The organism is Colwellia sp. MB3u-55, from assembly GCF_014076785.1.
Classification (GTDB): domain Bacteria; phylum Pseudomonadota; class Gammaproteobacteria; order Enterobacterales; family Alteromonadaceae; genus Colwellia_A.
The window spans coordinates 270,306-296,235 of record NZ_JACGUS010000116.1; the positions used below are offsets into that span (position 1 = coordinate 270,306).

The window sequence follows — 25,930 nt, forward strand, 5'->3', positions numbered from 1 at the left end:
TTAGTTTAATGGCATTTTTATATTTGTTTAAAAGCAGGTTCTATCTATTTATGAAGCGCATCGTATTACTATTATTTCTGTCTATTTCATTTTTTGTTGGCGCAGCCACAACGACAATCTATGATTTTTCTGTAAGAAATCAGGGAGTAGATATTTTTGCATATGAAGGGATTTCTAGCACTCAATTACCTTCAAATAATGGTACTGCATTCTCACAACTATCTTTTTCAAATTATGATTATATTGAAATAAATAATAACACCTACCATGACCTTATAAATTATGATAGAGACCTATATCCTGCTTTGCTTTTCTTTGTAGAACTAGATGAAACAGCTAACGAAGTTACAGAAATGAATGTTTTTTGGAATGGTTTTGGGTCAAATAGTAAAGCAGGTAAAACAGATGGTGTACTTATTTATATTTGGAATATTCAGAGTAATTCTTTCGACTTGCTTACGCAATCAACAAGAAACTGGGTGGAAGAATTAGAGCAAAGCGTGACTTCAAATATTACTGCTTATATTGATAGTAATAATCAAGTTGCCATCTATATCGTTTCACAAGAAAAAACATTTAATAATGAAAGTAATTGGATTGGAACAGATTATTTTAGTCTTTCAGTTACAGCTGAAAATAACGTTGTTCCTGCAATACCCATTGTTGATTATCGTTTTGATGAATGTATATATACGGGTTCAGGATCTGAAGTTATAGATCAAACCGGAAACTATAATGCGGGTATCAATGGCATATATGAATCAGCAGTTGAAGCACAAATAAATTATTCGCTTGATCTTTCAGCGCCAAGCTATGAGGATTGGTTAACATTACCTAGCGGTGTTATTGACGGCCTTAATGATTTAACGTTATCTGTGTGGGTCAATGTTGCTAATGGCTATAGCCAACAAGCAATATTTCATGCATTAGGAAGTAGTACAGATGATGATGAGTTCGAGGTATACCTAAGTAACGAAAGTGATGTATATGTAAAGGTGCAGGATGTAAGTACAATATTAGAAGGCAACATAACCATCACTGACAGTATGTGGCACCATATTTTGGTAACACGTACCAGTGACCAAGTCTGTTTGTACGTAGATAATCAATTTCAAAATTGTGATACTGGGGTTGGCAGCGGGCAATTATCGGTACCCTCGTCAAACGCGATAGTTATAGGACAGGAGCAAGATAGTTTTGGAGGTTCATTTAATCCAGCACAAAGCTTTGAAGGTCTAATCGATGAATTTAAGATTTATGACCAAGTACTTTCATCCACTGAAATAACGAGTTTATATACCAATGAATTCGCTAACAATAATTATGATGGTACAAGCCGTGATGCGGTACGTTGTAATTTTGAACCCATCGCAAAATATAATTTAGAAGAAAGTACTTGGAGCGGTAGCAATTCAATATTAGATAGCTCTGGTAGTAATTTTCATGCGAGCCCTGTAGGGAATATATCATCAACGCTCCTTAATCCTATTTCATGTCAAGCCGTTGACATACCAGATAATAATAATCTGGCTACACGTGATGCTATAGATACGGGTGTTGATGTCAATACATTAGGTGATCAAGGTAGTATAGCTTTTTGGTATCGAAGTAATGACGAATGGGATGGACCTTCTTCTGCAAAGGTATTATTTGACGCATCAGCAAGCTCTGACGCTCAGTTTTTGATGTATATTTGGCCTGGAGGTTACTTAGAGTTTGAAGCTTCAGATCCTGATGGAAATAGGATAGAACGATACACAGATCAATCTTCAATTGCTGCCAATACTTGGGTACATATTGTTGTTACTTGGAATGCAAAGAGTGATGATATTAAGATTTATGTTAATGGGGTAAGTAATACTGTTACCCCTTATTTGGGAAACACACTAACACAAGGGTTAAATTTAAGCCTAGATACATTGTACTTTGGTGATAATAACAGCACAACTGAGTCCGAGCTTGGCGGTTCAGCACATGGTTCAATAGATGAAATACACTTATTTAGTCATGTTCTTACGCAAACTCAAGTCAATGCTATTTATGCTGACACTCCCCCCTGTGACACCATTCATCATTTCGAAATAAATCATGATGCTCAAGGGTTAACGTGTCTTAGCGAAATTTTAACCCTAAAAGCATGTGCCGATGAAGCTTGTACTGCAACAATTGATACGCCAACCGAGGTGCAAATATTTGCTGGTGGCGAGCTAAAGCAAACTGTTACTGTTATAGGTGAAACAAGCACTAGCTTTAATCACTTAGTTGAAGAAACCATTACGCTAAGTTCAGATCAGACTTATACCTGCAATAATGGTAGTAATACAAGTTGTGGCATAAGCTTTGCTAATGCAGGTTTTTTACTCGATGTGAACTCAGGATCTGATGTTTCGTCTTGTGAGAGTGTTAATTTTGAAATTAAAGCGGTTAAGTTAAGTGATTCAGGCGTTAGCTGTGCACCTGCTTTTACTGGTAGCCAAGATTTAGATGTTAGTTTTAGTTATTCTAATCCCACTTTTGGAACAAAACTACCCTTAATTAGCAATGCCAACATGGCTACATCAGGACAGAGTCAAACACGCAGTATTATCTTTGATGCAGCGGGTGAAGCGACGCTACCTGTCGAGTACGCTGATGCTGGCACCTTGACATTTACGCTCAGTGAGAAGGTTTCATCGGGAGTGTCTAGTGCTACTATTAGTAAAGATTTCATTCCATCAAAAATTGTTTTAACGGCGTATAAATTAGATGACGTACTTTTAAATAATGTGACGCCTGACGGTAATCCAAAACAGGTTGCAGCAGAAGGTTTTAAATTTAATTATAGTGGGCAATGCAGTGACAACACCGAAACACCTAACTACATACCTCAATCATCGAGCGCCGTAGCCTTAGATGTTAGGCACATTTTACCTTCATCAGGCACTTCTGTTTTGGGTGATTTAACTGTTGGTGTTGATTTAACTAATGATGTAACTGTAATCAATGCTTCAAATTCAACGGATGAAAACTGGCAAACCATAAATACTACAGAGAAAGAGTTCCTCGCCAGTTACGATGAAGTTGGTATCATCAGTGTTAATATAAAAGATAATAATTATCTGGGAAGTACCATAAATGCTTTGAGCTTTCTTGATGTTGGTCGTTTTTACCCAAGTTACTTTGATGTAACTGTTACTGACAACTCATTTGAAAACGCTGGCGCTACAGATTTTACGTATATTGGTCAGCCATTTGGTTATTTTAATGTTCCTTTATTAACCATTACAGCACAAAATGCTTCAGGGGTTAAAACACAAAATTATACGGAAACATCATTTCAAAAATTAATAGCGGCTAATATTACCAGAACATTCCCATTAGCAGATACTGTAGTTAATGGTATTGATAATGCGACTAAAATGGTTGTAGAAGCTACAACATCAACGGGTGATTTGATCAAATTGTCAAATGGCGTAATGCATTATAGCTTCTCTCCTTCGGATACATTTACCTATACTAAAGATAGTAATTCAGAAGTATCTGAGTTTACGGTGAGCTACGATATACTCATTAATAGCATTATTGATTCTGATAGTGTGGGTATAAATGTTAATACAACTCTTCCGTTAATTATACAACCAACAGGAGGCTTTCAACGTTTTGGCCGCTTAGTACTCGCAAACAGTTTTGGCCCTGAAACATCAGCATTAATTCAGTCTTTTGAAGTTGAATTTCTTAATACCTCTGGTAATTTTCAACGTAATTCGGATGATGATTCTTCAGTAATCACAAATGTTGGTTCTCATTGGTCTTTTACTAACCCCACAAATGACATAATCATTAGTGATCTTTTAATTAGTGGCAATGTGGGCAGTTTTACTGGCGGTCAATTTCAAAATATTTACCTGCTTAGCGGTGATAAACAAGGGGCTATTGATATTAAGTACACTACTCCAACATGGTTGAAATATAACTGGTCAGGTAACGTGAGTAATTTGCATGATGAAAATGCAAATGCAACAGCCACATTCGGTGTGTATCGGGGTAATGACCGAATTATTTCATGGCGAGAAATTGGTAATTAGTGATTTTTACCTAACAATTCACTTGATTATGACCTGCACAGTAAAAAATTGATAAAAAAGTTATTATTTTTGATATTTTTGATGATTCAAATAACACAATATTGAAACACTCAGGTATGATTAGCCAATATATTATTAATACACTTAACTAAATGCTATTTGATTAATTCAAGGTTTTGTTGAGAGCAAAAGGGGATTATTCTCCTTCATAACATTTTAGGATATTTTGATCTTATGTTTAAAAAATTACGCGGCATGTTTTCTAATGATTTATCAATAGATTTAGGAACGGCGAACACTCTTATTTATGTAAAAGATCAAGGCATCGTTTTGAATGAGCCTTCGGTAGTTGCTATTCGCCAAGACCGCTCTGGTGGTTCAAAAAGTGTTGCCGCAGTAGGTTCTGCTGCAAAACAAATGCTGGGCAGAACGCCAGGTAATATTGAAGCTATTCGCCCAATGAAAGATGGTGTTATCGCTAACTTTTTTGTTACTGAGAAAATGCTGCAATACTTTATTAAGCAAGTTCATAGTAATAATTTCTTGCGTCCAAGTCCTCGTGTGCTCGTTTGTGTTCCTTGTGGCTCAACTCAAGTAGAACGTCGTGCGATACGTGAATCAGCACTTGGTGCGGGTGCTCGTGAGGTTTATCTTATTGACGAGCCAATGGCTGCTGCTATCGGAGCAGGCATGCCCGTTTCAGAAGCAACAGGTTCAATGGTCGTCGATATTGGTGGTGGTACCACCGAGGTTGGTATTATTTCATTGAACGGTGTAGTCTATTCTTCTTCTGTACGTATCGGTGGTGATAAATTTGATGATGCTATTATTAATTATGTACGCCGTAACTTTGGTAGTTTGATCGGCGAAGCAACTGCTGAGCGTATTAAACATGAAATTGGTTCAGCCTATCCAGGTGAAGAAGTACTAGAAATTGAAGTACGTGGCCGTAATTTAGCAGAAGGTGTTCCTCGCAGTTTTACGTTGAACAGTAATGAAATATTAGAAGCACTACAAGAACCACTAACCGGCATTGTTAGTGCTATTATGGTTGCTTTAGAGCAAGCGCCACCAGAACTAGCTTCTGACATTTCAGAGCGTGGTATGGTACTTACAGGTGGTGGTGCATTATTACGTGACTTGGATCGTTTATTAATGGAAGAAACGGGCATTCCTGTTGTCGTTGCTGATGATCCACTTACGTGTGTGGCTCTTGGTGGTGGTAAAGCGCTTGAGATGATTGATATGCACGGTGGCGATTTATTCTCTTATGAGTAAGTAACACTTCCGTCTGTCGTTGTAGGGTAAATTTAGCTATTAGAAGTACTTATTGATTAATCTCATCTTGTATCTATTACTTAAATTTACCTATGTAGCTTAACGATGACCATTCCCTAAATAAATTTTAGGTTTATATGAATCCAATATTTAAACATGGCCCTTCCCCTCAGCACCGACTCTTGTTGGTGCTGTTTTGTTCTGTGTCTTTAATTTTCTTCGATCACAAAATGAATAGCTTTGAAAATATTCGGGGTTATTTACAGTCTCTGGTCAGCCCCTTACAGTATTTAGCGACGACTCCTAAGCAAGTCATGACTTGGGCTGCCGAAAATATTGTTACGCGGCGACAACTACTCAGTGACAACCAGCAATATAAAGTTGAAGAATTGCGTTTTCATCAACAACTATTAGAACTTGAAATTATCAAGAAAGAAAATGCGCGGTTGCGTTTATTACTGGCTTCGCCGATACGTGGTGAAGTAAAGAAAATGGTCGCTGAAATAATATCAGTCGACTCTGATCCTTATAGTCAGCAAGTCGTTATTAATCGTGGCAGTGATGATGGTGTCTTTGAAGGTCAACCGGTTATTGACGATGAAGGTATTGTTGGGCAAATATTACATGTGGGTATTAATAGTAGTCGGGTAATTTTAATTACTGATGTTACCCATGCCGTACCTGTTAGAGTTAGTCGAAATGGTGTGCGTTTAGTCGCTTCAGGAACAGGGCAAATAGACAGATTAACCCATAATTTTGTGCAACACAGCACCGATGTTCGCACGGGTGATTTATTAGTAACTTCAGGTCTTGGCGATAAGTACCCTGAAGGGTATCCTGTTGCGCGAGTGACCAAAGTTTCACAGAATGATGCAAATGCTTTTGCTTTAGTACAAAGTCAGCCAGTCGCTAAAATTGATCGATTACGCTATTTATTGTTGCTGTGGCCTGAAAAAGCATCAGAAATTTTTGCACCTTCGCAAAAAGTAGTAACACCAAACGTACCTGATAATAAAAAAAGTGAAGATAGTACAGGACTAAATAATGTCGATACGTAACCTTTTGATTATTATTTTTACGACGGTTATCGCTTTAATCGCCAGTATTATGCCATTACCCCAAAGTATTGATGTTTTTCGTCCAGACTGGGTGTTAGTGGTATTAGTATACTGGTGCTTAGCCTTACCCGCGCGTATTAATGTTATAACCGCTGGTTTTGTTGGCTTATTACTCGATGTTTTACTGGGGTCTATTCTCGGTGTGCACACGATGGCGATGGCTCTTGCTGTTTATATTATCGCGGGCAACTTTCAAAAAATTAGAAATTTCTCTGTTTGGCAACAATCACTCATTGTTGGTGTTTTATCGGCGTTATACCATTTAATTGTTTTTTGGATGCAACGGTTTTTAACTGATGCTGTGTTCCTACCTAGTTATTTATATCCGGTGATCACAACGATTGTACTGTGGCCTTGGGCGTTTTTATTATTAAGAAAAGTACGTCGTCACTTTCGTATTACTTAACCCCTGTTATTGACCCGTTAACTGAGTAATTTTTCTATGAAGTCCGTTTTAATTTTAGCGTCACAGTCACCACGAAGAAAAGAATTACTTAGCCAACTGGGTTATCAATTTCAAACTATTTCTGCCGATATCGATGAAAGCATCATCGACAATGAATCACCAAGCGATTATGTGTTACGTTTGGCGATTGAAAAAGCGACGGTAGTCTCAAAAAATCAAGTAGCAGGTAGTGTCGTGCTCGGTTCTGATACTAGCGTTATTTTTGACAATCATATTCTTGGTAAACCGGAGAATATTGCAGCATGCTGTCAACAACTGCTAATGTTATCAAACAACACTCACCAAGTACTGACCGCCATTGCCGTTGTAAAAAACAAACAAATATTATCCGCGGTTATTTCTACGGATGTTACCTTTAAAAAATTGTCTGTTGAAGAAATTAAGCGCTACTGGCATACCGGCGAACCTCAAGATAAAGCAGGCTCGTACGGTATTCAAGGTATTGGTGGACAATTTGTGACACAAATTAAAGGTAGTTATTCTGCTGTAGTCGGTTTACCTTTATATGAAACAGCAAAATTATTGGCTGAGTTAGGTTTACCTACCCCTGTTCAAGACCAAGCAAGCCCCCTCAGCGACGGAGAAATTTTATGAGCGGTGAATTACTGATTAATGTAACCCCAAGTGAAACTCGAGTTGCGCTAATAGAAAATGGCGTATTGCAAGAAGTTCATGTTGAACGTGAATCTCGTCGTGGTTTGGTTGGCAATATTTATCTAGGTAAAGTTATTCGGGTTTTACCGGGTATGCAAGCAGCCTTTATTGATATTAATTTAGAAAAAGCCGCGTTCTTACATGCTTCAGACATCAACACTAAACTCATTATTAGTAATGACGATTTGCCCGCTGACCACGTACCTGACATTAGAGCGTTAGTGCATGAAGGCCAACAAATTGTGGTTCAGGTCATTAAAGATCCACTGGGCACCAAAGGAGCGCGCTTAACCACAGATATTACCGTAGCCGCTCGATATCTGGTGTTAATGCCAAATGCTAATCATGCGGGCATATCACAACGTATTGAATCTTCAAAAGAGCGCAATCGTCTCAAAGATATTATTACACCATATTGTAGTGAAGAACACGGCTTTATTGTTCGAACGGCTGCTGAAGGTGCTGATGAAAAAGAATTAAAACATGATGCTGAATTTTTACGTCGTGTCTGGAAAAAAGTGCAAGACCGTAAAAAAAGAAAGCAAATGAAAGCGCCTATCTATCAAGATCTTTCGTTAGCATTTCGTGTACTCCGTGATTTTGTTGGTATTGATCTTGAACGAATTCGTATCGATTCAAAACTGACTTTTGAGCAGTTGCGGGAATTTACCGAAGAATTTGTCCCTAATTTAACCCCTTTTTTAGAGAATTACCCAGGGGAGCGACCAATCTTTGACTTGTTTGATGTCGAAAATGAGATACAAAGAGCGTTGCATAGAAGAATTGAATTGAAGTCGGGTGGTTACTTAATTATTGATCAAACCGAAGCGATGACCACGATTGATATAAATACCGGTGGATTTGTCGGCCATCGTAATCTAGAAGAAACTATTTTTAATACTAATTCAGAAGCCACACAAGTCATTGCTCGACAGTTGAGACTGAGAAATCTAGGTGGCATCATTATTGTCGATTTTATTGACATGAACAGTGCCGAGCACCAAAAACGTGTGTTACACAGTTTAGATGTTGCGATGGCGAAAGATAATGTTAAATACAGTATTAGTAAGTTTTCTAAGCTCGGCTTAGTAGAAATGACCCGCAAACGTACCCGAGAGAGTTTAGAACATATATTGTGTGGCGAATGTTCAGTGTGTTCAGGTCGAGGGCATTTAAAAACTGTTGAAACCGTTTGTTTTGAAATTTTGCGTGAAATAGTACGAGTAAATCGCGCCTATGATTCAGATAAATTCACTGTTTATGCTTCTTCTGCAGTGAGTGAATCACTAATTAATGATGAATATCATCACCTTGCTGAGTTAGAAGTCTTCATCGGTAAGCAAATTAAAGTTCAGACAGAAACCATGTATAATCAAGAGCAGTTTGATGTGATTATGATGTAATTAAAAACTATCAATAAAGGCCATTAGGGTCTTATTGTTACTTAAACTTAGGTTTATAGTTCCAGACTAAACCTAAGTCCCTACATCCGTGTAGGCAATTTAGTATGATGGCTTCAAACATGATTTAACGGTAAATAAATCAATCACCGTAAGTTAAAAATTAAGATAATTAAGTGTGTAGTAAATTCATTTTATGAGTATTTCAGCTTTTTCGAATCGTTGGTTAAATCGACTGTATAAAGTATTGGCAATTTTGTTGGTGCTTTTTGCGGTACTGATCAGTGCGTTTCGTTTATCTTTGCCCTACGCACATAATTTTCATCAAGACTTACAATATTATCTCAATGAAACTTATGATAGCAATGTAACCATAGGCTCGTTGAGCATGGAGTGGGAGGTTGACGGGCCAACGATAGTTGTTGAAAAAGTTAATGTGCTAGATACTCAAACCGTTAATATATTTGTGGCTCGTATGGAATTGACTGTTGATTTCTGGGGAAGCTTACGCCATCAAAAATTGATTTCTCAAGATATAACCTTAGCAGGTGTGCAAGTTTTTTTTGATAAAGCACTATTAACGGCAAAAGATCAAAGCGCGGAAGATAGTACCGTTATTGCTACCATCAGCGATGTATTGTTTCAGCAAATTAATCGCTTTTCATTAATAAATAGCAATATTACCCTGCAAGATGAGTCAAAAACACGAACTTTTGTGGTCGACCAACTTGCTTGGGTAAATAATGGCAATCATCACCGAGCTACGGGTAGTATGCTTATTGACGGGTTAACATCTAATAATATTAAATTTAATCTTGATGCATCTGGACAAGATCTTCGCGATTTAAGTGGTCAACTATATCTTGAAGCAAATAAGCTTAATGTAACTCCTTGGCTAGATACTGTTTTTGCTATCGAAAATAACAAAACTTATTCATCGGTTAATTTTAGTGCTTGGTATACCTTAAACAAAGGCAAAGCCAACAGGTTACAAATCGCATTAGGCGATAATGAAGTGAGCTGGCTTTTTAAAGATGAATTACACAGTATTCGCATCGACGAAGGTAATATCTTGGTTGAAAATTTTGACGATGCTAAAAACATAAGCACTACGACCACACCATTACAGTTCTACACCAATAATAAGGCTTGGCAGCCTTTAACCATCAGTACAAAAAGAACAGCCAATGGCTTACTCACGTATATCTCTTCATTAGAATTGTTTGGTTTAGCTGACCTTTATCCACTTTTTTCTGGTCACCCAGAGAGTGAAACATTATTAAATAACCTTGCTCCAGTTGGCCAGATAACCGACGTTTATCTACTCAATAATGACGATGATATTAAAGCCGTAGCGCAATTTTCAGATGTTACCTCTTCGTTTAGTCAAGGGATCCCCGGCGTTGAAAATGTCAGTGGTGAACTTACCTTCACTCAAAAAAACTTGCAGGTTAAATTGTTAGCTGAAAATGGAGAGCTAGATTTTGACCAACACTTTCTTTATCCCATTCCATACCAATCGATTGCTGCACGAGTTAATGTCGACTTTAATCATGCTGAACTATTGGTGAAAGTTCAGCAAATCGAAATGATATCAAAACAACTTCATGCTACCGCCGATGTAGAAATTAAAGCGCTGGAAGATGAAACGATCACGATGGCATTACTCGCTAATGTGCATCAAGGTGACGCTAAGCTCGCAAACTATTTTTACCCACATCTACTGATGGGGCAGGAGCTGGTCGATTACTTAAACTTAGCCATCATTGACGGGGAATTCGCACAAGCTCAAGTGCTTTTTAATGGGCCACTCGATAAATTTCCATTTGAAGATAATAGCGGTGTGTTTGTTGTTAATGCAGAATTGGTCAAGAGTCAATTTCAGTTCGATCCAAGTTGGCCAGTGATTAATGATTTTGATGCTAACTTAAATTTCACTAACAACAGCATGCTAATTACGGGGCGAGGTGGCGAGCTTACTGGTATAGACGTTACCGGTGTTAAGGTTGCTATTGATGATTTAGCTGGCCAACAAATATTAACGGTTGCCGCGAATTTTAAAAATACCCAAGCCAATGCAGTAAGTGACTTAATGAACAAGAGTCCGTTGGCCGACACGGTTGGAGAAACACTAAACCAGCTACAAGTATCAGAAAATATTTCAGGTAGCTTTGCACTAAATTTACCTTTGAATGACCTTGATAGTGCTGTGGCAAGTGGCAAAGTTGAGTTCAAGAATAATAAAATAGCATTGCAAGCACCTGCCATGAACTTTACAGAAGTGAATGGTGAATTGAGCTACGAAAATGATGTAATAAAGACGCAAGGACTGACATTAAATTGGCGAAAAATGCCCTTAGCACTGAAAGTAGAAGCTCAGGATACTAACCGTAAATATTACCAAACATTGATTAACCTACAAGCGCAGTGGCCAGAAACTGCTTGGAAAAAAGAGCTGCCAGAATTACTTGAAAAATATGGTCAGGGTCTGTTAGCGTGGCAAGGTGATTTAACGCTAAAGATGCACCATCAAGCTGGTTTTAGTTATGAACTCTTACTGGACTCTACTTTAGAAAATATAGCACTTTCATTACCTGCTCCTTATAAAAAAATAGCCGATGATGTACTTAATGTTACGGTAAAAGTTTCTGGAGAGGAAAATTCATCCGTACTTTACGCACAAATCGGTGATGAGCTGAATTTTTATGGTGAGTTAAATCATAGTAAAGTGCAATTTACTAAAGCACATTTAGTCTTAGGTAATGAACATATGTTATTACCAACGGAAGGCTTTCATATCACGACAAACTTATCTACCGCCTCAGTAACCGAGTGGCAACCGTTAATTTTGGATATTCTTGATGGCATAGAACAAGCATCGGTAAATACAACTGCAGATAATGTTACCCTGTTAAGTGCGCCTAAACGTATTAGGGGCAAGGTTGAAAAGCTTAATGTATTAGGACAAGAATTAACTGACGTCTCTTTTAATCTTAACGATGAAGTGCAATGGTGGTTACTTGAATTGCAAGCCAAAGAAACACGAACCAAAGCTAAGTTTTATCCTGATTGGCATCAACAAGGGATAGAGCTTAATGCTGATTTTATTCACTTAACGGCAGATGATGAACTTGTTAATGAAAGTCTTGTTGAGGAACCATCAGAAGAACCGATAAGTAACGATGTTATTTTTGCTAATATTCCGCCTATTCGCGGAAAATGTTCGAGTTGTAGCTATGGAAAGTTTGATTTTGGTGAAGTTGATTTTTCTATTGAACGGTCTGCTGTTGATACGTTAACCATCAAAAAATTTACGGCTACACGGGGGAAAACACAGTTAAGTTTTGATGCCAGTTGGCAACATAATGCCGATGAGTCTCAAACCACTGTTATAGGTCAATTGAAAGCGAAAAATGTTGATCAAGAAGTCGAGAAATTAGGTTATCCTTCAACTATAAAAGATAGTGAATTGGACTTGTACTATAATTTCAACTGGACAGGTAGCCCTTTAGATTTCGCGATAGAAAGCTTTAACGGTACAAGCCAAGTTAAACTTTCAGACGGATATTTAGCTGAAGTACCTGATCAAGCCCGAGCATTCTCACTACTCAGTTTGCAGTCCTTAGTGCGTAAATTGAAGTTTGATTTTCGAGATATTTTTAGTGATGGTATGTTCTATGATTCCATTAAAGGAGATTTTGAGGTCAAAAATGGCATTGTTTATACCGACAACACTTTTATGAAAGGTGCGGCAGGCGACTTGTCTATAAAAGGTAATACCAACTTAAATGACCAAGTACTCGATTATAAAATGTCTTATAAGCCCAATTTAACCTCAAGCCTACCGGCCATTGCCTGGATAGCGACATTAAACCCATTGACCTTTATTGGTGCTTTGGCTCTTGATGGTGTTATTACCTCGCAAGTTGTTTCAGAATATAAAATGGAAGTTACCGGGCCAATTGATTTACCCGTAGTAAAAGTAGTTGATAAAAAAACCCAAAATATAAAAGTTGGCCGTTCAACACCTCCTGAAGTTATTGATAGCATTCCTGATCAGAACAATATCACCCCTGTGACGCCAGTAAATAAAACAGAGGGTATAAAAGATCACAAGGAAATAAACCTAGATGGTTAGACTTACGGCAATACAACTATGCTCTGTACCGAATGTTGAAGAAAACCTAGTGAGTATTGAAGCTGAATTAGCCCGATTATCGCCAGTTACTTCGAGTGATGAACATATTGTTGTTTTACCTGAGTGTTGTTTGTTCTTTGGAGGAAAAGACGCTGAGCAATTAGCAGTATCTAAACGATCATTAAAAGATAAGCTGGCAACGTTAGCCAAAAAATATCAGGTGCTTTTGGTTGCTGGTAGTATTCCACTAGTAACCTCAGCTAAAATTGAAGATAAGTTTACTAACAGTAGTTGTATTTTTTCACCGCAAGGTCATGAGTTAATACAGTACGATAAAATTCATTTATTCGACGCTAATGTTGAAGATAACGAAAAAAGTTATCGTGAATCTCGCTATACTCAAGCAGGTGATAAAATTTGTTGTTGGCAAGCTGCAACTGTGAATATTGGCTTAACAATTTGTTATGACTTGAGATTTCCTGAACTTTATCGCCAACTTCGCTTGTTAGGTGCTGATATTATTACGGTACCAAGCGCCTTTACTGTGATAACCGGTCAAGCACATTGGCAAACATTATTACAAGCACGTGCCATTGAAAATCAAGTATATATTGTAGCTGCAGCCCAACATGGTACGCATCTTAATGGTAGAGAAACATGGGGACACAGTATGATTATCAGTCCTTGGGGAGAAATACTTAGCTGTATAGAGCAAGGTATTGGTAGTATTAGTGTTGAATTTTCCCGTGACGAACTAGACAGAGTAAGAGCAGCAATGCCTGTTACTGAACATAATCAATTTGAAAGCACATTAAAACGCCCAAATTAAATAAATTAATACGATAAGTGAAAAATATGAATAGTGTTGAACGCGAACTTTTAGCCGATAGCCAAATTGACCGAGATCTTTTAGATCAAACGTTAAACAATATATATCAACGAAACATTGATTTAGCCGACTTATACTTTCAGTCGAGCTGTCATGAGTCATGGATGCTAGAAGATGGCATTGTCAAAGAAGGTTCATATAATATTGAACGTGGTGTTGGTGTGCGAGCAATATCAGGCGAAAAAACTGGTTTTGCTTACTCTGATGATATTTCTCCCCTCGCGTTAAAAAAAGCAGCTGATGCCGCTAAAGGTATTGCAAATGCCGACCAAAATGGTCGTGTACTTGCTTTTAAAAATCAAACGGTGAAATCAGTTTATCAAGCCACTGATCCGTTAGGCAGTCTAGCGCAAGAGCAAAAAATCACCTTAATGCATGAAATTGAAGCCCATGCTCGTTCAGTTGATAAGCGTGTTCAGCAGGTTATTGTTAGTTTGTCAGGTGTTTATGAAAAAATATTAGTGGCTGCTAGCGATGGTACTTTTGCTACTGATATACGTCCACTGGTTCGCTTAAATTGCTCAGTATTAGTTGAAGATAATGGTAAACGTGAACGTGGCAGTGCTGGCGGCGGTGCTCGAACTGATTATAGTTATTTCTTTGAACTTGAAAATGGTAAAGCACGTTATTTAGCTTATGCCGAAGAAGCGGTTCGTCAAGCTTTAGTCAATGTGGTGGCAATAGAATCTCCAGCTGGCATGTTACCTGTTGTACTTGGCTCAGGTTGGCCTGGCGTGCTGTTACATGAAGCCGTTGGTCATGGTTTAGAAGGTGATTTTAACCGTAAAGGTTCGTCAGCATTTTCAGGTAAAATCGGTCAAAAAGTGACTTCTGATTTATGCACTATTGTTGATGATGGCACAATCCCTAATCGCCGTGGTTCAATCTCAATTGATGATGAAGGTACACCCGGACAATACAATGTACTGATTGAAAAAGGTATTTTAAAAGGTTATATGCAAGATAAGCACAATGCTAAGCTGATGGGTGTAGCACCTACCGGCAATGGTCGCCGTGAATCTTATGCACATTTACCTATGCCTAGAATGACTAATACTTATATGCTTGCGGGTGAACATGATCCAAAAGATATTATTAAGTCAGTGAAAAAAGGCATTTACGCGCCACATTTTGCTGGTGGTCAAGTTGATATTACCTCTGGAAAATTTGTTTTCACCAGCTCTGAAGCTTACCTTATTGAAAACGGTGAAATTACTTCGCCAATAAAAGGCGCTACGTTAATTGGTAGTGGTCCTGAAGCGATGAAAAATGTCAGTATGGTCGGTAACGACCTGAAACTTGATGCTGGCGTTGGTGTTTGTGGAAAAGATGGTCAAAGTATTCCGGTAGGTGTTGGCCAACCGACTTTGAAAATCAATGAAATGACAATTGGCGGTACTCAGTAGCTCAGTCCTGAATAAATTATTTTTAAGAAAGTCATCCGCTATTTAGAAATAAATGGCTGATGACTTTTTTTTTGCACTAGCAATTAAGAGGAATATTTTTGCAAAACATTATAAAAGTAATAACAATCGCTATTTTATTAACAAGGATTGAAAAATAGTTCTAGTTGTTATAATATAACAAAATATGCGTAGCTATTACTTTTTATTTACACAGTTTTTTTCACAGAGTCGGCAATCAATAATAAGTTTATTGATCATGTCTGCATTTCTGTGCGCCACGCTTAGTCATAGTTCTCATGGTGAATTGATACCTGATAATGTTGAATTACAGCAGTGTAAACTGTGTCAGCATAACATTGACACACCAAAGAATAATATCACCTTAAAACTGGTTAACGTCAGTAATTATCAACAATCCACGCAAACGTTAATTATAGTTAATCGTTACACGCCGTTTTATTTGATACCACAATTACGTGCCCCCCCTGTTCAATAGATAATAATTAATGCAGTTCAAAAATAAAAATTTTAGAAAATTAGCTTAATCGCTAATCTTCTTTAGATCTATCTATTGGAAAAAAAATGAAATCAATTTATATCAATAAAATTGCGCCTTTGTGTGCTTTATCATTATTAATGGTCGGCGCTGCCAGCCATGCTCAAAAATTTTCAGGCGTAGTATTTGATGCCGATGGCAACAGAATTGCGAAAGCTAAAGTTTCTTTGGTTAATACCAAATATAAAGCAGTTACTGACGAAAAAGGCCAATTTACTTTTAATGATATTGGTGTTGGTAAAGTAGAACTTCATGTTAGCGCTAAAAACTTTAGTCATATCAACGAGTATTTCACCATTACCGATCAAGACATGACCGAGGTGACAATTTCACTCAGTGCTACGGTCATGGAAGTGGTTGATGTTTATGCGACACCTTTGCATTCATCGAGTATTGAGTCGGCCTTGCCAGTAAGTGTTATTTCTGGTGACGAGCTGCGTTTAAAGCAAGCATCTACATTAGGTGAAACACTAAAAAATGAAGTGGGTGTACATTCAAGTTATTTTGGCCCAGTAGCAAGTAGTCCTATTATTCGTGGTATGGACGGACCAAGAGTGTTAATCACACAAAATGGTTTAGACGTAGGAGATGCGTCTCGCGTCGGACCAGACCACGCGGTTGCAGCCGACGCTGGTACCGCTCAACAGGTAGAAGTACTACGTGGTCCGTCAACGCTTTTTTATGGCAGTGGTGCGATAGGTGGCGTGGTGAATGTCGTTGATAATAGAGTACCTACAAATACTGATAATCAGGTCGATTATTTACTAAAGCATAATGATGTTGCAGATGAAAATGAAGCGACACTCAATATAAACACAGGGTACAAAAGTTTAGCTGTGCATCTTGATGCGTTTTGGCGTGAATCTAATGATTATAAGATCCCAGGCTATGCGACTGCAGAAGAAGACCATGATGAACATGAAGAAGATCATGATGAACATGAAGAAGGTCATGATGAACATGAAGAAGGTCATGATGAACATTCAGACGAAGAAATTAAAGGTATTCTAGAGAACAGTGCCTCGAAGTCATCAGGTTTTACCCTTGGTTCAAGTTATTTGTTTGACGCAGGATATATTGGCTTTTCGTATGGACGAATGGAAAGAACTTACGGTATTCCTGGGCACTCAGAACACGGTGAAGAAGAACATGAAGAAATAGGGGGTGAAATCGCTGAAGAAGGCGCTGTTTTTGGTGATTTAGTACAAGACAGATACCAATTACTGAGTGAAGTGAGTTTTGAAGACAGTTTTATTAATCGTGTAATGAGTAAAGCAGCCTACACAGATTACCAACATCAAGAAATTGAAGGAGGTGAAGTCGGTACTCAATTTAATAATGAGATGTTAGAAACACGCTTTGATCTTTATCATCAAGCCGTTGACGGTTGGAAAGGTGCATGGACATTGCACTATAAAGAAAATGATTTTAATGCGATTGGAGAAGAAGCATTTACGCCTCCTTCAAATACAGAATCAATTGCTGTTGCTTGGCTTGAAGAGAAACACATAGAGGATGTTTTATGGCAACTAGGTATACGTGCCGAACATGTAACCTTGAGTGCAAATGCTGAAGTTGAATCACACAGTGAACATAGCGATGAACTAGGCAGCCATGAAGAAGAGTTGCATTTTAATAAGCAGAGCTTTACGCCTATAAGCGCGTCTTTAGGCGCTGTATGGGAATATTCAAGGGGTTATAATGTAGGATTTTCTGCTGCGTTTTCTCAGCGAGCACCTTCAGCGAGTGAATTATTTTCGAATGGTGCTCATATCGGCACGAATACTTATGAAGTTGGGGCATTGTTTGAGGTACATGAAGAAGACCATGAATTACATGTAGACTTGTCTGATCAAAATGTTGAGCTAGAAACGGCTTATAATCTAGATCTTACTTGGAGAAAATTTGAAGGTGACTTTGGTTTCGTTGCTAGTGCTTTTTATAATCATATTGACGATTATTATTATCAAGCGAATACTGGGCTATTTGCAGAAGATGGACACGATGATCATAATGAAGCTCTAGAAGAACAGCATTTGGATGAAGGCGTAGAAGAGCATGCAGAGGAAAGCGAAGGTTTACCGGTATATGTTTTCCAACAGAGTAATGTGGTGATGTTCGGTATAGAAGCTGAATTATTCTATCAAGTAACACCTTCACTTAAAGCTAGTATGTTTACCGATTATATCCATGCAAAAGTAACTGATGGCGACAATCTACCAAGAATTCCACCTATGCGTTTTGGTGGACAATTCAATTATATAACGGATGAATATTCGGCTGAGATTAGTGCAACGCATTATTTTAAGCAGTCAAATACCGCTGAACTTGAAAGTGAAACAGACGGCTATACCATGCTAGATGCTAACTTTAATTACTTTATTAATAATGTTGGAGACGATATGGTGGCATTTTTAAAAGTGAATAATATTACTGATGAAGAAGCACGAGTACATACGTCATTTCTCAAAGGTGTTTCACCATTACCGGCACGAGGGTTTACGGTTGGTATTAGAGGAAGTTTTTAAGCAGTAGAATAATAGCTTTGTAGATGAGGCTAAGGCTTCATCTACAAAGTATGTTTAACGATTTACTTTAATCTAAGACCTGACTTTTCAATCGTGATTTTGTCTTTCTTCAATAAGTTTCCAACTGTCGCTTTAAAGGTTTTTTTACTGACACCTAAAATACGTTGAATGAGCTCAGGCGAACTTTTATCATGTAATGGGCTAAATCCATCATTTTCTGCAATGTGAGCTAATAATTTATCAGCAAAGTCATTAACTTTCCCTTCACCTGAACGTGAAAGTGATAAATCAATACGGCCATCTTCACGTATATTTTTAATAAAACCGTCGACAACTTTACCAACACGTAATGGTTGAAAGATTTCATTGTCGTAAAGTAAGCCCCAATGCTTATCATTGATAATCGCTTTAAAGCCAAGATCAGTTTTTCCACCAATCATCAATTTAACTTTATCCCACTGTTGATAATCAGCAGGCCAAATATCAATATATTTGTCGAGCTTACTTGAAGCGGCAATTCGGTCCGTGGTGGTATCAAGAAAAATACGTACTAGATAATATTTTCCTTCTTCCATTGGTGTATGCTGTTGATTAAAAGGTACTAATAAATCTTTAGGTAACCCCCAATCAAGGAATGCACCCATTTTATTGAGCTGTTTTACTTTCAATGAAACAAATTCATCTACCTGGCCAAACGGTTTTTCAGTGGTCGCAATAATGCGTTCAGCTGAATCAACATAAATGAAGACAGTGAGTTTATCGTCTACTTTACAGTTTTCAGGAATAAAACGGTTCGGTAGTAATACTTCACCCAGTTCTCCAGCGCTTAAATAAGCACCTTTTTCGGTGACTGCAACTACAGAAAGGGTATTATATTTACCAATGTCGGCCATTTGAATTTACCAAGAAAATTAATATGAAAATCTTAGGGGCTATAATAACGCATATCAAAAATGAATGATGTTATTTTCTTGGTTTGGTTTGAATATATTCAGCGTGGCGTAGCTGAAGCAAATCGCCAATTTTGCGAATAACATGCTCTTCAATACTTGCCAGTTCACCATCGGCATAAGCCATATTCCATAACTGCTTAACAATTGATATTCGTTGTTCGATAGAAAAATGTTTATTTATTTTCGATGTATATCGATAAAAATCAGTCGCTTGTTCACTTTGAATCAGTGCTTGATCAATGATTTGCTTAACTTCTTCTTCATTCAAGTGAAACTGTTCAATGAGTAATACGGCCAGTTTAGCTTGTTCCTGTTGGTCAAAGTGTCCATCAGCACGCATGACTTCACACAATAATACCGCACAGGCTAGCTCTATAGTCACCTCATCAGAATTTTTTTTAGTGTTATTGTCTGTTAAATCATCGGCTAGGTTTTGAAAAAAAGAACTGATTTTTGTAAGCATGTTTATTCCTTAAATAAAGTAATCACTTTATTGTTACGCTCAGTAATAAAGAAAACAAGCAGATAATAATTATATTTGATAACAAAGTGTGTCTGATTGCTATTTTGCGCCAGTAATATTATGATAACAACCTAATGACAGCGCTGTCTTTATTGGCAGAGTTACGCTGAAAGTTTATAAGGTAAAAGAATGTTAAGTCAATATCCCTCTGCGGTTGTAAAAGCAAATCCAAATAAAAAGCGACTATTGTCAATTGACGCTTTACGTGGTTTCGATATGATTTGGATTTTAGGCGCTGAAGGTTTGTTTGCAGCATTATTTATAGCGACAGGCTGGCCCATTCTTGCGGTGCTTGCACAGCAAATGGAACACAGTGCTTGGCATGGGTTTCGTGTTTATGATTTAATTTTTCCCTTATTTATTTTTCTATCAGGAGTCAGTCTAGGTATCGCAGCAAAGCCCTTATCTAGCTATGAGCCAGAACAAGCAAAATCGATTTTATATAATGGCATTAGACGTTTATTACTTTTAATTAGTTTTGGTATTTTATATAACCATGGTTGGGGCGGCGGTATTCCGACATCATTTGATAGTATCCGTTATGTTAGCGTACTGGGGCGTATTGGTATTGCGTGGTTTGTAGCGGCATTATTAGTTTGGTACGTCAGTGAAAAAATACAGTGGTTCGTTGCAGGCGGTATTTTAATAGGATATTGGTTACTACTAAGCTTAGTTACATTAGGTGGATATGGTGGCGGTGATTTTTCAGCGATTGGAGCATTGAACGCTTGGTTTGATCAACATTTATTACCGGGGTCAACTTATCAGGGGCTCGCCATTGACCCGGAAGGATTGTTATCAAATATAACATCGATTGTAAATGCACTAGCAGGTGTCTTCATTGGTCGTTATATGATAAAAAACATTTATACGCCCAAGACACTATTAACCGGTCTTTTGGTTATTGGGACCTCTATTTTATTACTCGGTTATTTATGGGGCATTTTTTTTCCAATTAACAAAACATTATGGACGAGTTCATTCACTTTAGTCACTATTGGCTACAGTATCTTATTATTGACGCTATTTTATTGGCTGATTGATGTAGTAGAGTTCACCCTATGGGCTAAGTTTTTCGCAGTAATTGGAACAAATTCAATCATTATCTATTTAGGTTCGAGTATTGTTGATTGGCAATATACCTCGAAAAGTATTTTTGGAGGCTTAATCAACTCTGTACCTGCAGGTTGGCAAGATTTTATTCTTTATGCTGGCATGGTCCTTTTACAATGGCTAGTCCTGTATTGGCTATATCGAAGAAATATTTTTATAAAAGTATAATAATTGGTTAAAAGGACGAATATTGTAAATGACTGTTTTTTCAATGCAGTCATTTTTTATATCAGCAAATAAATAGGACTTCTTTAACCTATTGTTTTTAAATTAAAAAAATATTTTTTTGTTTTGTTTTTACTGGATTTTTTATTCTGGCGCGTATCTTGTAACAAGCATTTACAACTTAATTGTTTGTATAGACTATTAATTAGCTATCCTGTAAACAATTAAAAGAATTATTAGTTCAGATCACATTTATGAGGACATAACCGTGACACGTAAAAAACAAATTATTATTTCTATTGCCATTCTAATTGTTGGCTTTTTATTATTTTTTGGCCTTTCAAGTATGAAGAAGCCACCGGAAGAAAAAGCTGAAGTTGACAATAGGCCCATCGTAGCCGTTGAAAAAATCCATATTGCGCCAATGGACCTTACCGTTAATTCATACGGTGTTGTTCAACCTAAATATGAAACTGAATTGGTGGCACAAGTTAGCGGTGAAGTCGTTGAATTAGCGGATGTCTTTGTACGTGGCGGTTTTGTTGCAAAAAACCAATTACTCGCTCGTATCGATCCTAATGATTACCAAGCTGCATTAATTGATGCGGAAGCAACAATGGCCTCTGCACGTGCTTCGCTAGAAAAAGAGCGTGCCCAAGGACAGGTAGCTGAACAAGAATGGAAACGCATTACGGATACTTCTCCTACTGAATTGAGCTTGCGTAAACCGCAACTTGCACAAGAACTTGCTAATGTTAAATCGGCACAAGCCTCTGTACTTCGAGCTAAACGTAACTTAGAACGTACCGAAATTAGAGCGCCTTATGATGCAATGATTGAAAGTCGTATGATTGGTTTAGGCTCTTTTGTCGGTACTGGCACTAAAGTGGGTAAATTATTAGGAACAGGGGTAGCTGAGGTTCGCTTACCCGTTGCCGATAATCAGCTACAGTTTTTAGTTTCGCAAGGTGAAGACGCACAGGTTAACTTGATGGGCACTTATGCAGGTAAAAATATAATTTGGCAAGCAAGGATCGCACGTAGTGAAGGTGTAGTTGATAACACAAGCCGTATGAGCTATTTAGTTGCTGAAATTCAAGACCCCTATGGCTTAAAAACTAAAAAAGAAACACTCGAGCATAAACCCATTCGCTTTGGCTCTTATGTTACAGCAGAAATCTTTGGTATTAGCCTTAAAGGTGTAACATTACTTCCCCGATACCTTGTTACCGATGGTCGTGTTGCTATTTTAGGGGCTGACTCAACATTGCACTATGTCGATATTACTATTGCTCGCGAGGACGGCTCGAATATGATCGTAACTGATGGTTTGAATGAAGGTGATCAAATCATTGTTTCAGCATTAGACTATCCCGTTGACGGTATGAAATTAGCCTTACAAGGTAGTAAAAGTGAAGTAACGATTGAAGAAGCTCCTGAAACACAAATCGCAAGTACTAAGGACTAGATGATGGATGATACCAATAAAGGCTTAATTGCTTGGTTCGCCCGTAATAGTGTGGCGGCAAACTTATTAATGATATTTATTTTAGTAGGTGGTTTTTTTACCATTAGCACTATTAATAAACAAATGTTTCCACAAATTAATATCAATTGGATCTCTTATACTGCGCCTTACCCAGGAGCTGCACCTCAAGAAGTTGAAGAAGGTATAACGATTAAAGTCGAAGAAGCTTTGGAAACAGTACAGGGCTTAAAGCGCGTAATTACTTATTCAAACCGTAATTTTTCAAACGGTTGGTTTGAAGTTGACCTTGATTATGATCCACAAATTGTTTTAGAGGAAGTTAAATCTGCCATTGACTCTATTTCTAGTTTCCCTGATGGAATGGAACGTATCAAAGTTGAGCGTGAAAAATTTCGTCAAGAAGTTATGTATATCAGCCTATATGGCGACTTAACCAATGGTGAGCTGAAAGAGTTAGGACGAAAAGTTCATAACGAAATTCAACAGCTGCCTTTTGTTAACATTTCAGAATTATACAGTGGGCTAGACTACGAAATATCCATCGAGGTGAGTAAAGATAAGTTACGCGAATATGATTTAAGTTTTAGCGATATTGCTCAAGCGGTCCGTGGTTACTCACGTAATATGTCTGCAGGACAAATTCGTGCAGAAAATGGTTATATTAACTTGCGTGTTGAGAACCAAGCTTATCGAGGATATGAATTTGAGCAAATACCTGTTGTTACCTTAGCTGATGGTTCTAAAGTTTTATTAGGCCAAATTGCAACAGTTATTGATGGTTTTAAAGAAGGCTTACAGTATTCAAAATTTAATGGTGAAAACTCAGTCACTATTTTTATTGGCGCTGCCAATAATCAAAGTATTACTGATGTTGCAGAAGTCATTAAAAAGTATGTTGATGATAAAGCGAAGATACTTCCTGAAGGCGTTAAGTTAGAAACTTGGGTTGATATGACCTACTATCTTGAAGGTCGCTTAACGATGATGATAGACAACATGAAAAGTGGAGCAATATTAGTTTTTATAATGTTAGCGCTATTTTTACGTGTTCGTTTAGCTTTCTGGGTAATGATGGGTTTACCCGTTTGTTTTCTCGGTACTTTATTTCTTATGCCATTAGAATTTATCAATGTTACTATTAATGTTATCAGCTTGTTTGCCTTTATCTTGGTGTTAGGTATTGTCGTTGATGATGCTATTGTGATGGGGGAGAGTGCTCATGAAGAAATAGAACAGAATGGCCATAGTACTGAAAATGTTATTCGTGGTATCCAACGAGTTGCCATGCCAGCGACCTTCGGTGTATTGACAACAATTGCTGTATTCCTGCCTTTTTTGTTTGGTGAAGGCCCTTCCGCTGCTTTTTTTAAAGCGATTGGCTCAGTCGTGATCCTTTGTTTAATTTTTTCTTTAATTGAGTCAAAGCTTATTTTACCCGCGCATTTGGTAAAAATGAAAATTAAGGCTTTTAATCCTAAAAATCCAGTTGATATATTACGTCGGTGGATTGATACCAAACTAAAAAACTTTATTGAGAATATTTATCGACCTGCTTTAATCACTTTTATTAGCTATCGTTACGCGGTATTAATGTTTTTTATCAGTTTAATGCTAATTTGTGCGGGATTGTTTAATGGCGGTTTTGTTCGCTCCGTTGGTCAAGCTAAGATCCCACATGATTTTCCTCGTGTTAATGTTGAAATGAATGTTGACGCCTCAGAGAAGGCAACATTGCAAACGTTATTAAATATTCAAGGTGTTATTAACACTATCGATAAAGATATTGAAGCGAAATACGGGCAGTCAATGATCTCTGATATGCAAGTTGATTTACGTAGCAGAACCAGTGGTCAATTGATGGTTAAATTAGTGATACCTGAATTACGGCCCATGAATACTTTTGAACTGGCCGATTTATGGCGCGCTGCTATTCCTAATTATCCCGGTGTAAAATCGTTTACTATTGGTGATAATTTATTTGGCTCCGGTCGAGATGATGGCGATATAGCCTTCAGATTAGAAAGTAAAGACGATGCACAATTACTCGCCGCATCGAGAGAGTTAAAAGCTAAACTTAATTCTTTAAAAGGTATTGGTGATGTTAATGATAGTCGTCAAACCAGTGCCAAAGAAGTTCAGTTTGAATTAAAACCGCTTGCTTATAGTTTAGGATTAACTTTAGCCGAAATAGCTTCACAAGTGAGTTACAGTTTCTATGGTTTAGAAGCACAACGCATTTTACGTGACAGCGAAGAAGTGAAAGTGATGATCCGTTATCCACTTGAGCAGCGAAGCTCTGTTGGACATGTTGATAATGTGATGATTAAAGCGCGAAATGGTGCGGAATTACCTTTGTCAGAATTGGCTAATATTAGCTTACAAGAAGGGGTGACTAGTATTCGCCGAGAAAATGGTAATCGGACAATTAGTGTCTGGGCAAGTGTTGATGCTGAACAAGTTGAGCCATTTAAAGTTGCTAACGATATCAGAGATAACTTTATTCCTGAACTGTTAAGAAAATTTCCAAAAGTTCAAAGCGAATTGTCGGGGAGCATTCAAGAAGAAATGGATGGTCTAAATAGTCAGATACGTGATGGTGCTATCTCTTTTTTGATTGTATTCTCACTATTGGCAATACCGTTGAAGTCTTATTCGCAAGCGGCAATGATTATGGTGGTGATTCCTTTTGGAGTTATTGGCTCTGTATTCGGTCATTTTATTTTAGATATGGACTTAAGTGCATTATCCCTTATGGGAATATTAGCGGCGTCTGGTGTGGTCGTTAATGACTCCTTAGTCATGGTTGACTATGTTAACAATGCCAGAAAATCAGGTGTTAAACTAAAAGATGCGGTAATACATGCTGGCACTAAACGTTTTAGAGCTATCATGTTAACGTCAATAACAACCTTTATTGGTTTAGTGCCTATCATCTTCTTTGAGGTAAGTGCCCAAGCACAAATCGTAATTCCAATGGCGATATCTTTAGCTTTTGGGGTATTATTTGCGACCATAGTTACACTGGTACTGATCCCAAGTTTATATCTTATTATTGAAGATATTAAAAAGATCTTTAAGCGTAAAAAGAAACAACCGCTTATTGCTGAAAATACCGGTGATTTATCGGTTAACTAATCGATAGTATTTTTATCAAAGCCATTACTTTTGTAATGGTTTTTTTATGCGATTC

The 25,930-nt window shown here is 37.6% G+C and carries 16 protein-coding genes; 14 read left to right on the forward strand and 2 right to left on the reverse strand.

What is annotated here, in order from left to right:
- Nucleotides 1-50 precede the first annotated feature (50 nt).
- The 11 genes from H4J66_RS13205 (at nucleotide 51) to H4J66_RS13255 (ending at nucleotide 18,497) form a co-directional block, all read left to right on the forward strand.
- Nucleotides 51-4,064, forward strand: a complete 4,014-nt coding sequence (locus tag H4J66_RS13205) for a LamG domain-containing protein (protein ID WP_182175465.1) — start codon at nucleotides 51-53, stop codon at nucleotides 4,062-4,064.
- 234 nt (nucleotides 4,065-4,298) lie between these two features.
- Nucleotides 4,299-5,342 carry a rod shape-determining protein gene (locus tag H4J66_RS13210; protein ID WP_070375565.1) on the forward strand — a complete coding sequence of 348 codons (1,044 nt, stop codon included), beginning with the start codon at nucleotides 4,299-4,301 and terminating at the stop codon, nucleotides 5,340-5,342.
- A 137-nt stretch (nucleotides 5,343-5,479) separates the two neighbouring features.
- On the forward strand, nucleotides 5,480-6,400 hold the full coding sequence (gene mreC, locus H4J66_RS13215; protein ID WP_182175467.1) for a rod shape-determining protein MreC: 921 nt from the start codon (nucleotides 5,480-5,482) through the stop codon (nucleotides 6,398-6,400).
- Nucleotides 6,387-6,866 (forward strand): rod shape-determining protein MreD, encoded by a 480-nt coding sequence (gene mreD / locus H4J66_RS13220; RefSeq protein ID WP_182175469.1) that lies wholly within the window; start codon nucleotides 6,387-6,389, stop codon nucleotides 6,864-6,866. The genes mreC and mreD overlap by 14 nt, the downstream gene beginning before the upstream one ends.
- Nucleotides 6,867-6,902: 36 nt before the next feature.
- Complete coding sequence (locus H4J66_RS13225) at nucleotides 6,903-7,520, forward strand: nucleoside triphosphate pyrophosphatase (RefSeq protein WP_182175471.1); 618 nt, start codon at nucleotides 6,903-6,905, stop codon at nucleotides 7,518-7,520.
- Nucleotides 7,517-8,983 carry a ribonuclease G gene (rng, locus tag H4J66_RS13230; RefSeq protein ID WP_182175473.1) on the forward strand — a complete coding sequence of 489 codons (1,467 nt, stop codon included), beginning with the start codon at nucleotides 7,517-7,519 and terminating at the stop codon, nucleotides 8,981-8,983. The genes H4J66_RS13225 and rng overlap by 4 nt, the downstream gene beginning before the upstream one ends.
- A gap of 193 nt (nucleotides 8,984-9,176) precedes the next feature.
- On the forward strand, nucleotides 9,177-13,118 hold the full coding sequence (locus H4J66_RS13235; RefSeq protein ID WP_182175474.1) for a YhdP family protein: 3,942 nt from the start codon (nucleotides 9,177-9,179) through the stop codon (nucleotides 13,116-13,118).
- Nucleotides 13,111-13,947, forward strand: coding sequence for a carbon-nitrogen hydrolase family protein (locus H4J66_RS13240; RefSeq protein ID WP_182175475.1), 837 nt, complete (start codon nucleotides 13,111-13,113; stop codon nucleotides 13,945-13,947). Before H4J66_RS13235 ends, H4J66_RS13240 begins: the two co-directional genes overlap by 8 nt.
- 26 nt (nucleotides 13,948-13,973) lie before the next feature.
- A complete protein-coding gene (gene tldD / locus H4J66_RS13245) occupies nucleotides 13,974-15,413 on the forward strand; it encodes a metalloprotease TldD (RefSeq protein WP_182175476.1) in 1,440 nt (479 codons plus the stop codon).
- Between the two features lie 256 nt (nucleotides 15,414-15,669).
- Nucleotides 15,670-15,909, forward strand: a complete 240-nt coding sequence (locus H4J66_RS13250) for a hypothetical protein (protein ID WP_182175477.1) — start codon at nucleotides 15,670-15,672, stop codon at nucleotides 15,907-15,909.
- A gap of 86 nt (nucleotides 15,910-15,995) precedes the next feature.
- A complete protein-coding gene (locus tag H4J66_RS13255) occupies nucleotides 15,996-18,497 on the forward strand; it encodes a TonB-dependent receptor (RefSeq protein WP_182175478.1) in 2,502 nt (833 codons plus the stop codon).
- Between the two features lie 62 nt (nucleotides 18,498-18,559).
- On the opposite strand, the gene H4J66_RS13260 is transcribed toward H4J66_RS13255, so the two are convergent.
- A complete protein-coding gene (locus H4J66_RS13260) occupies nucleotides 18,560-19,390 on the reverse strand; it encodes a S1 RNA-binding domain-containing protein (protein ID WP_070375574.1) in 831 nt (276 codons plus the stop codon).
- 70 nt (nucleotides 19,391-19,460) lie between these two features.
- Nucleotides 19,461-19,913 (reverse strand): TerB family tellurite resistance protein, encoded by a 453-nt coding sequence (locus H4J66_RS13265; protein WP_182175479.1) that lies wholly within the window; start codon nucleotides 19,911-19,913, stop codon nucleotides 19,461-19,463.
- A gap of 189 nt (nucleotides 19,914-20,102) precedes the next feature.
- On the opposite strand from H4J66_RS13265, the gene nagX reads away from it, so the two are divergent.
- The 3 genes from nagX to H4J66_RS13280 all read left to right on the forward strand — a co-directional run bounded on the left by nagX (nucleotide 20,103) and on the right by H4J66_RS13280 (nucleotide 25,875).
- On the forward strand, nucleotides 20,103-21,254 hold the full coding sequence (gene nagX / locus H4J66_RS13270) for a transmembrane glucosamine N-acetyltransferase NagX (RefSeq protein ID WP_182175480.1): 1,152 nt from the start codon (nucleotides 20,103-20,105) through the stop codon (nucleotides 21,252-21,254).
- 265 nt (nucleotides 21,255-21,519) lie between these two features.
- Complete coding sequence (locus tag H4J66_RS13275) at nucleotides 21,520-22,719, forward strand: efflux RND transporter periplasmic adaptor subunit (RefSeq protein WP_182175481.1); 1,200 nt, start codon at nucleotides 21,520-21,522, stop codon at nucleotides 22,717-22,719.
- Nucleotides 22,720-22,722: 3 nt separating this feature from the next.
- A complete protein-coding gene (locus tag H4J66_RS13280) occupies nucleotides 22,723-25,875 on the forward strand; it encodes an efflux RND transporter permease subunit (protein ID WP_182175514.1) in 3,153 nt (1,050 codons plus the stop codon).
- The last annotated feature ends 55 nt before the right edge of the window (nucleotides 25,876-25,930 follow it).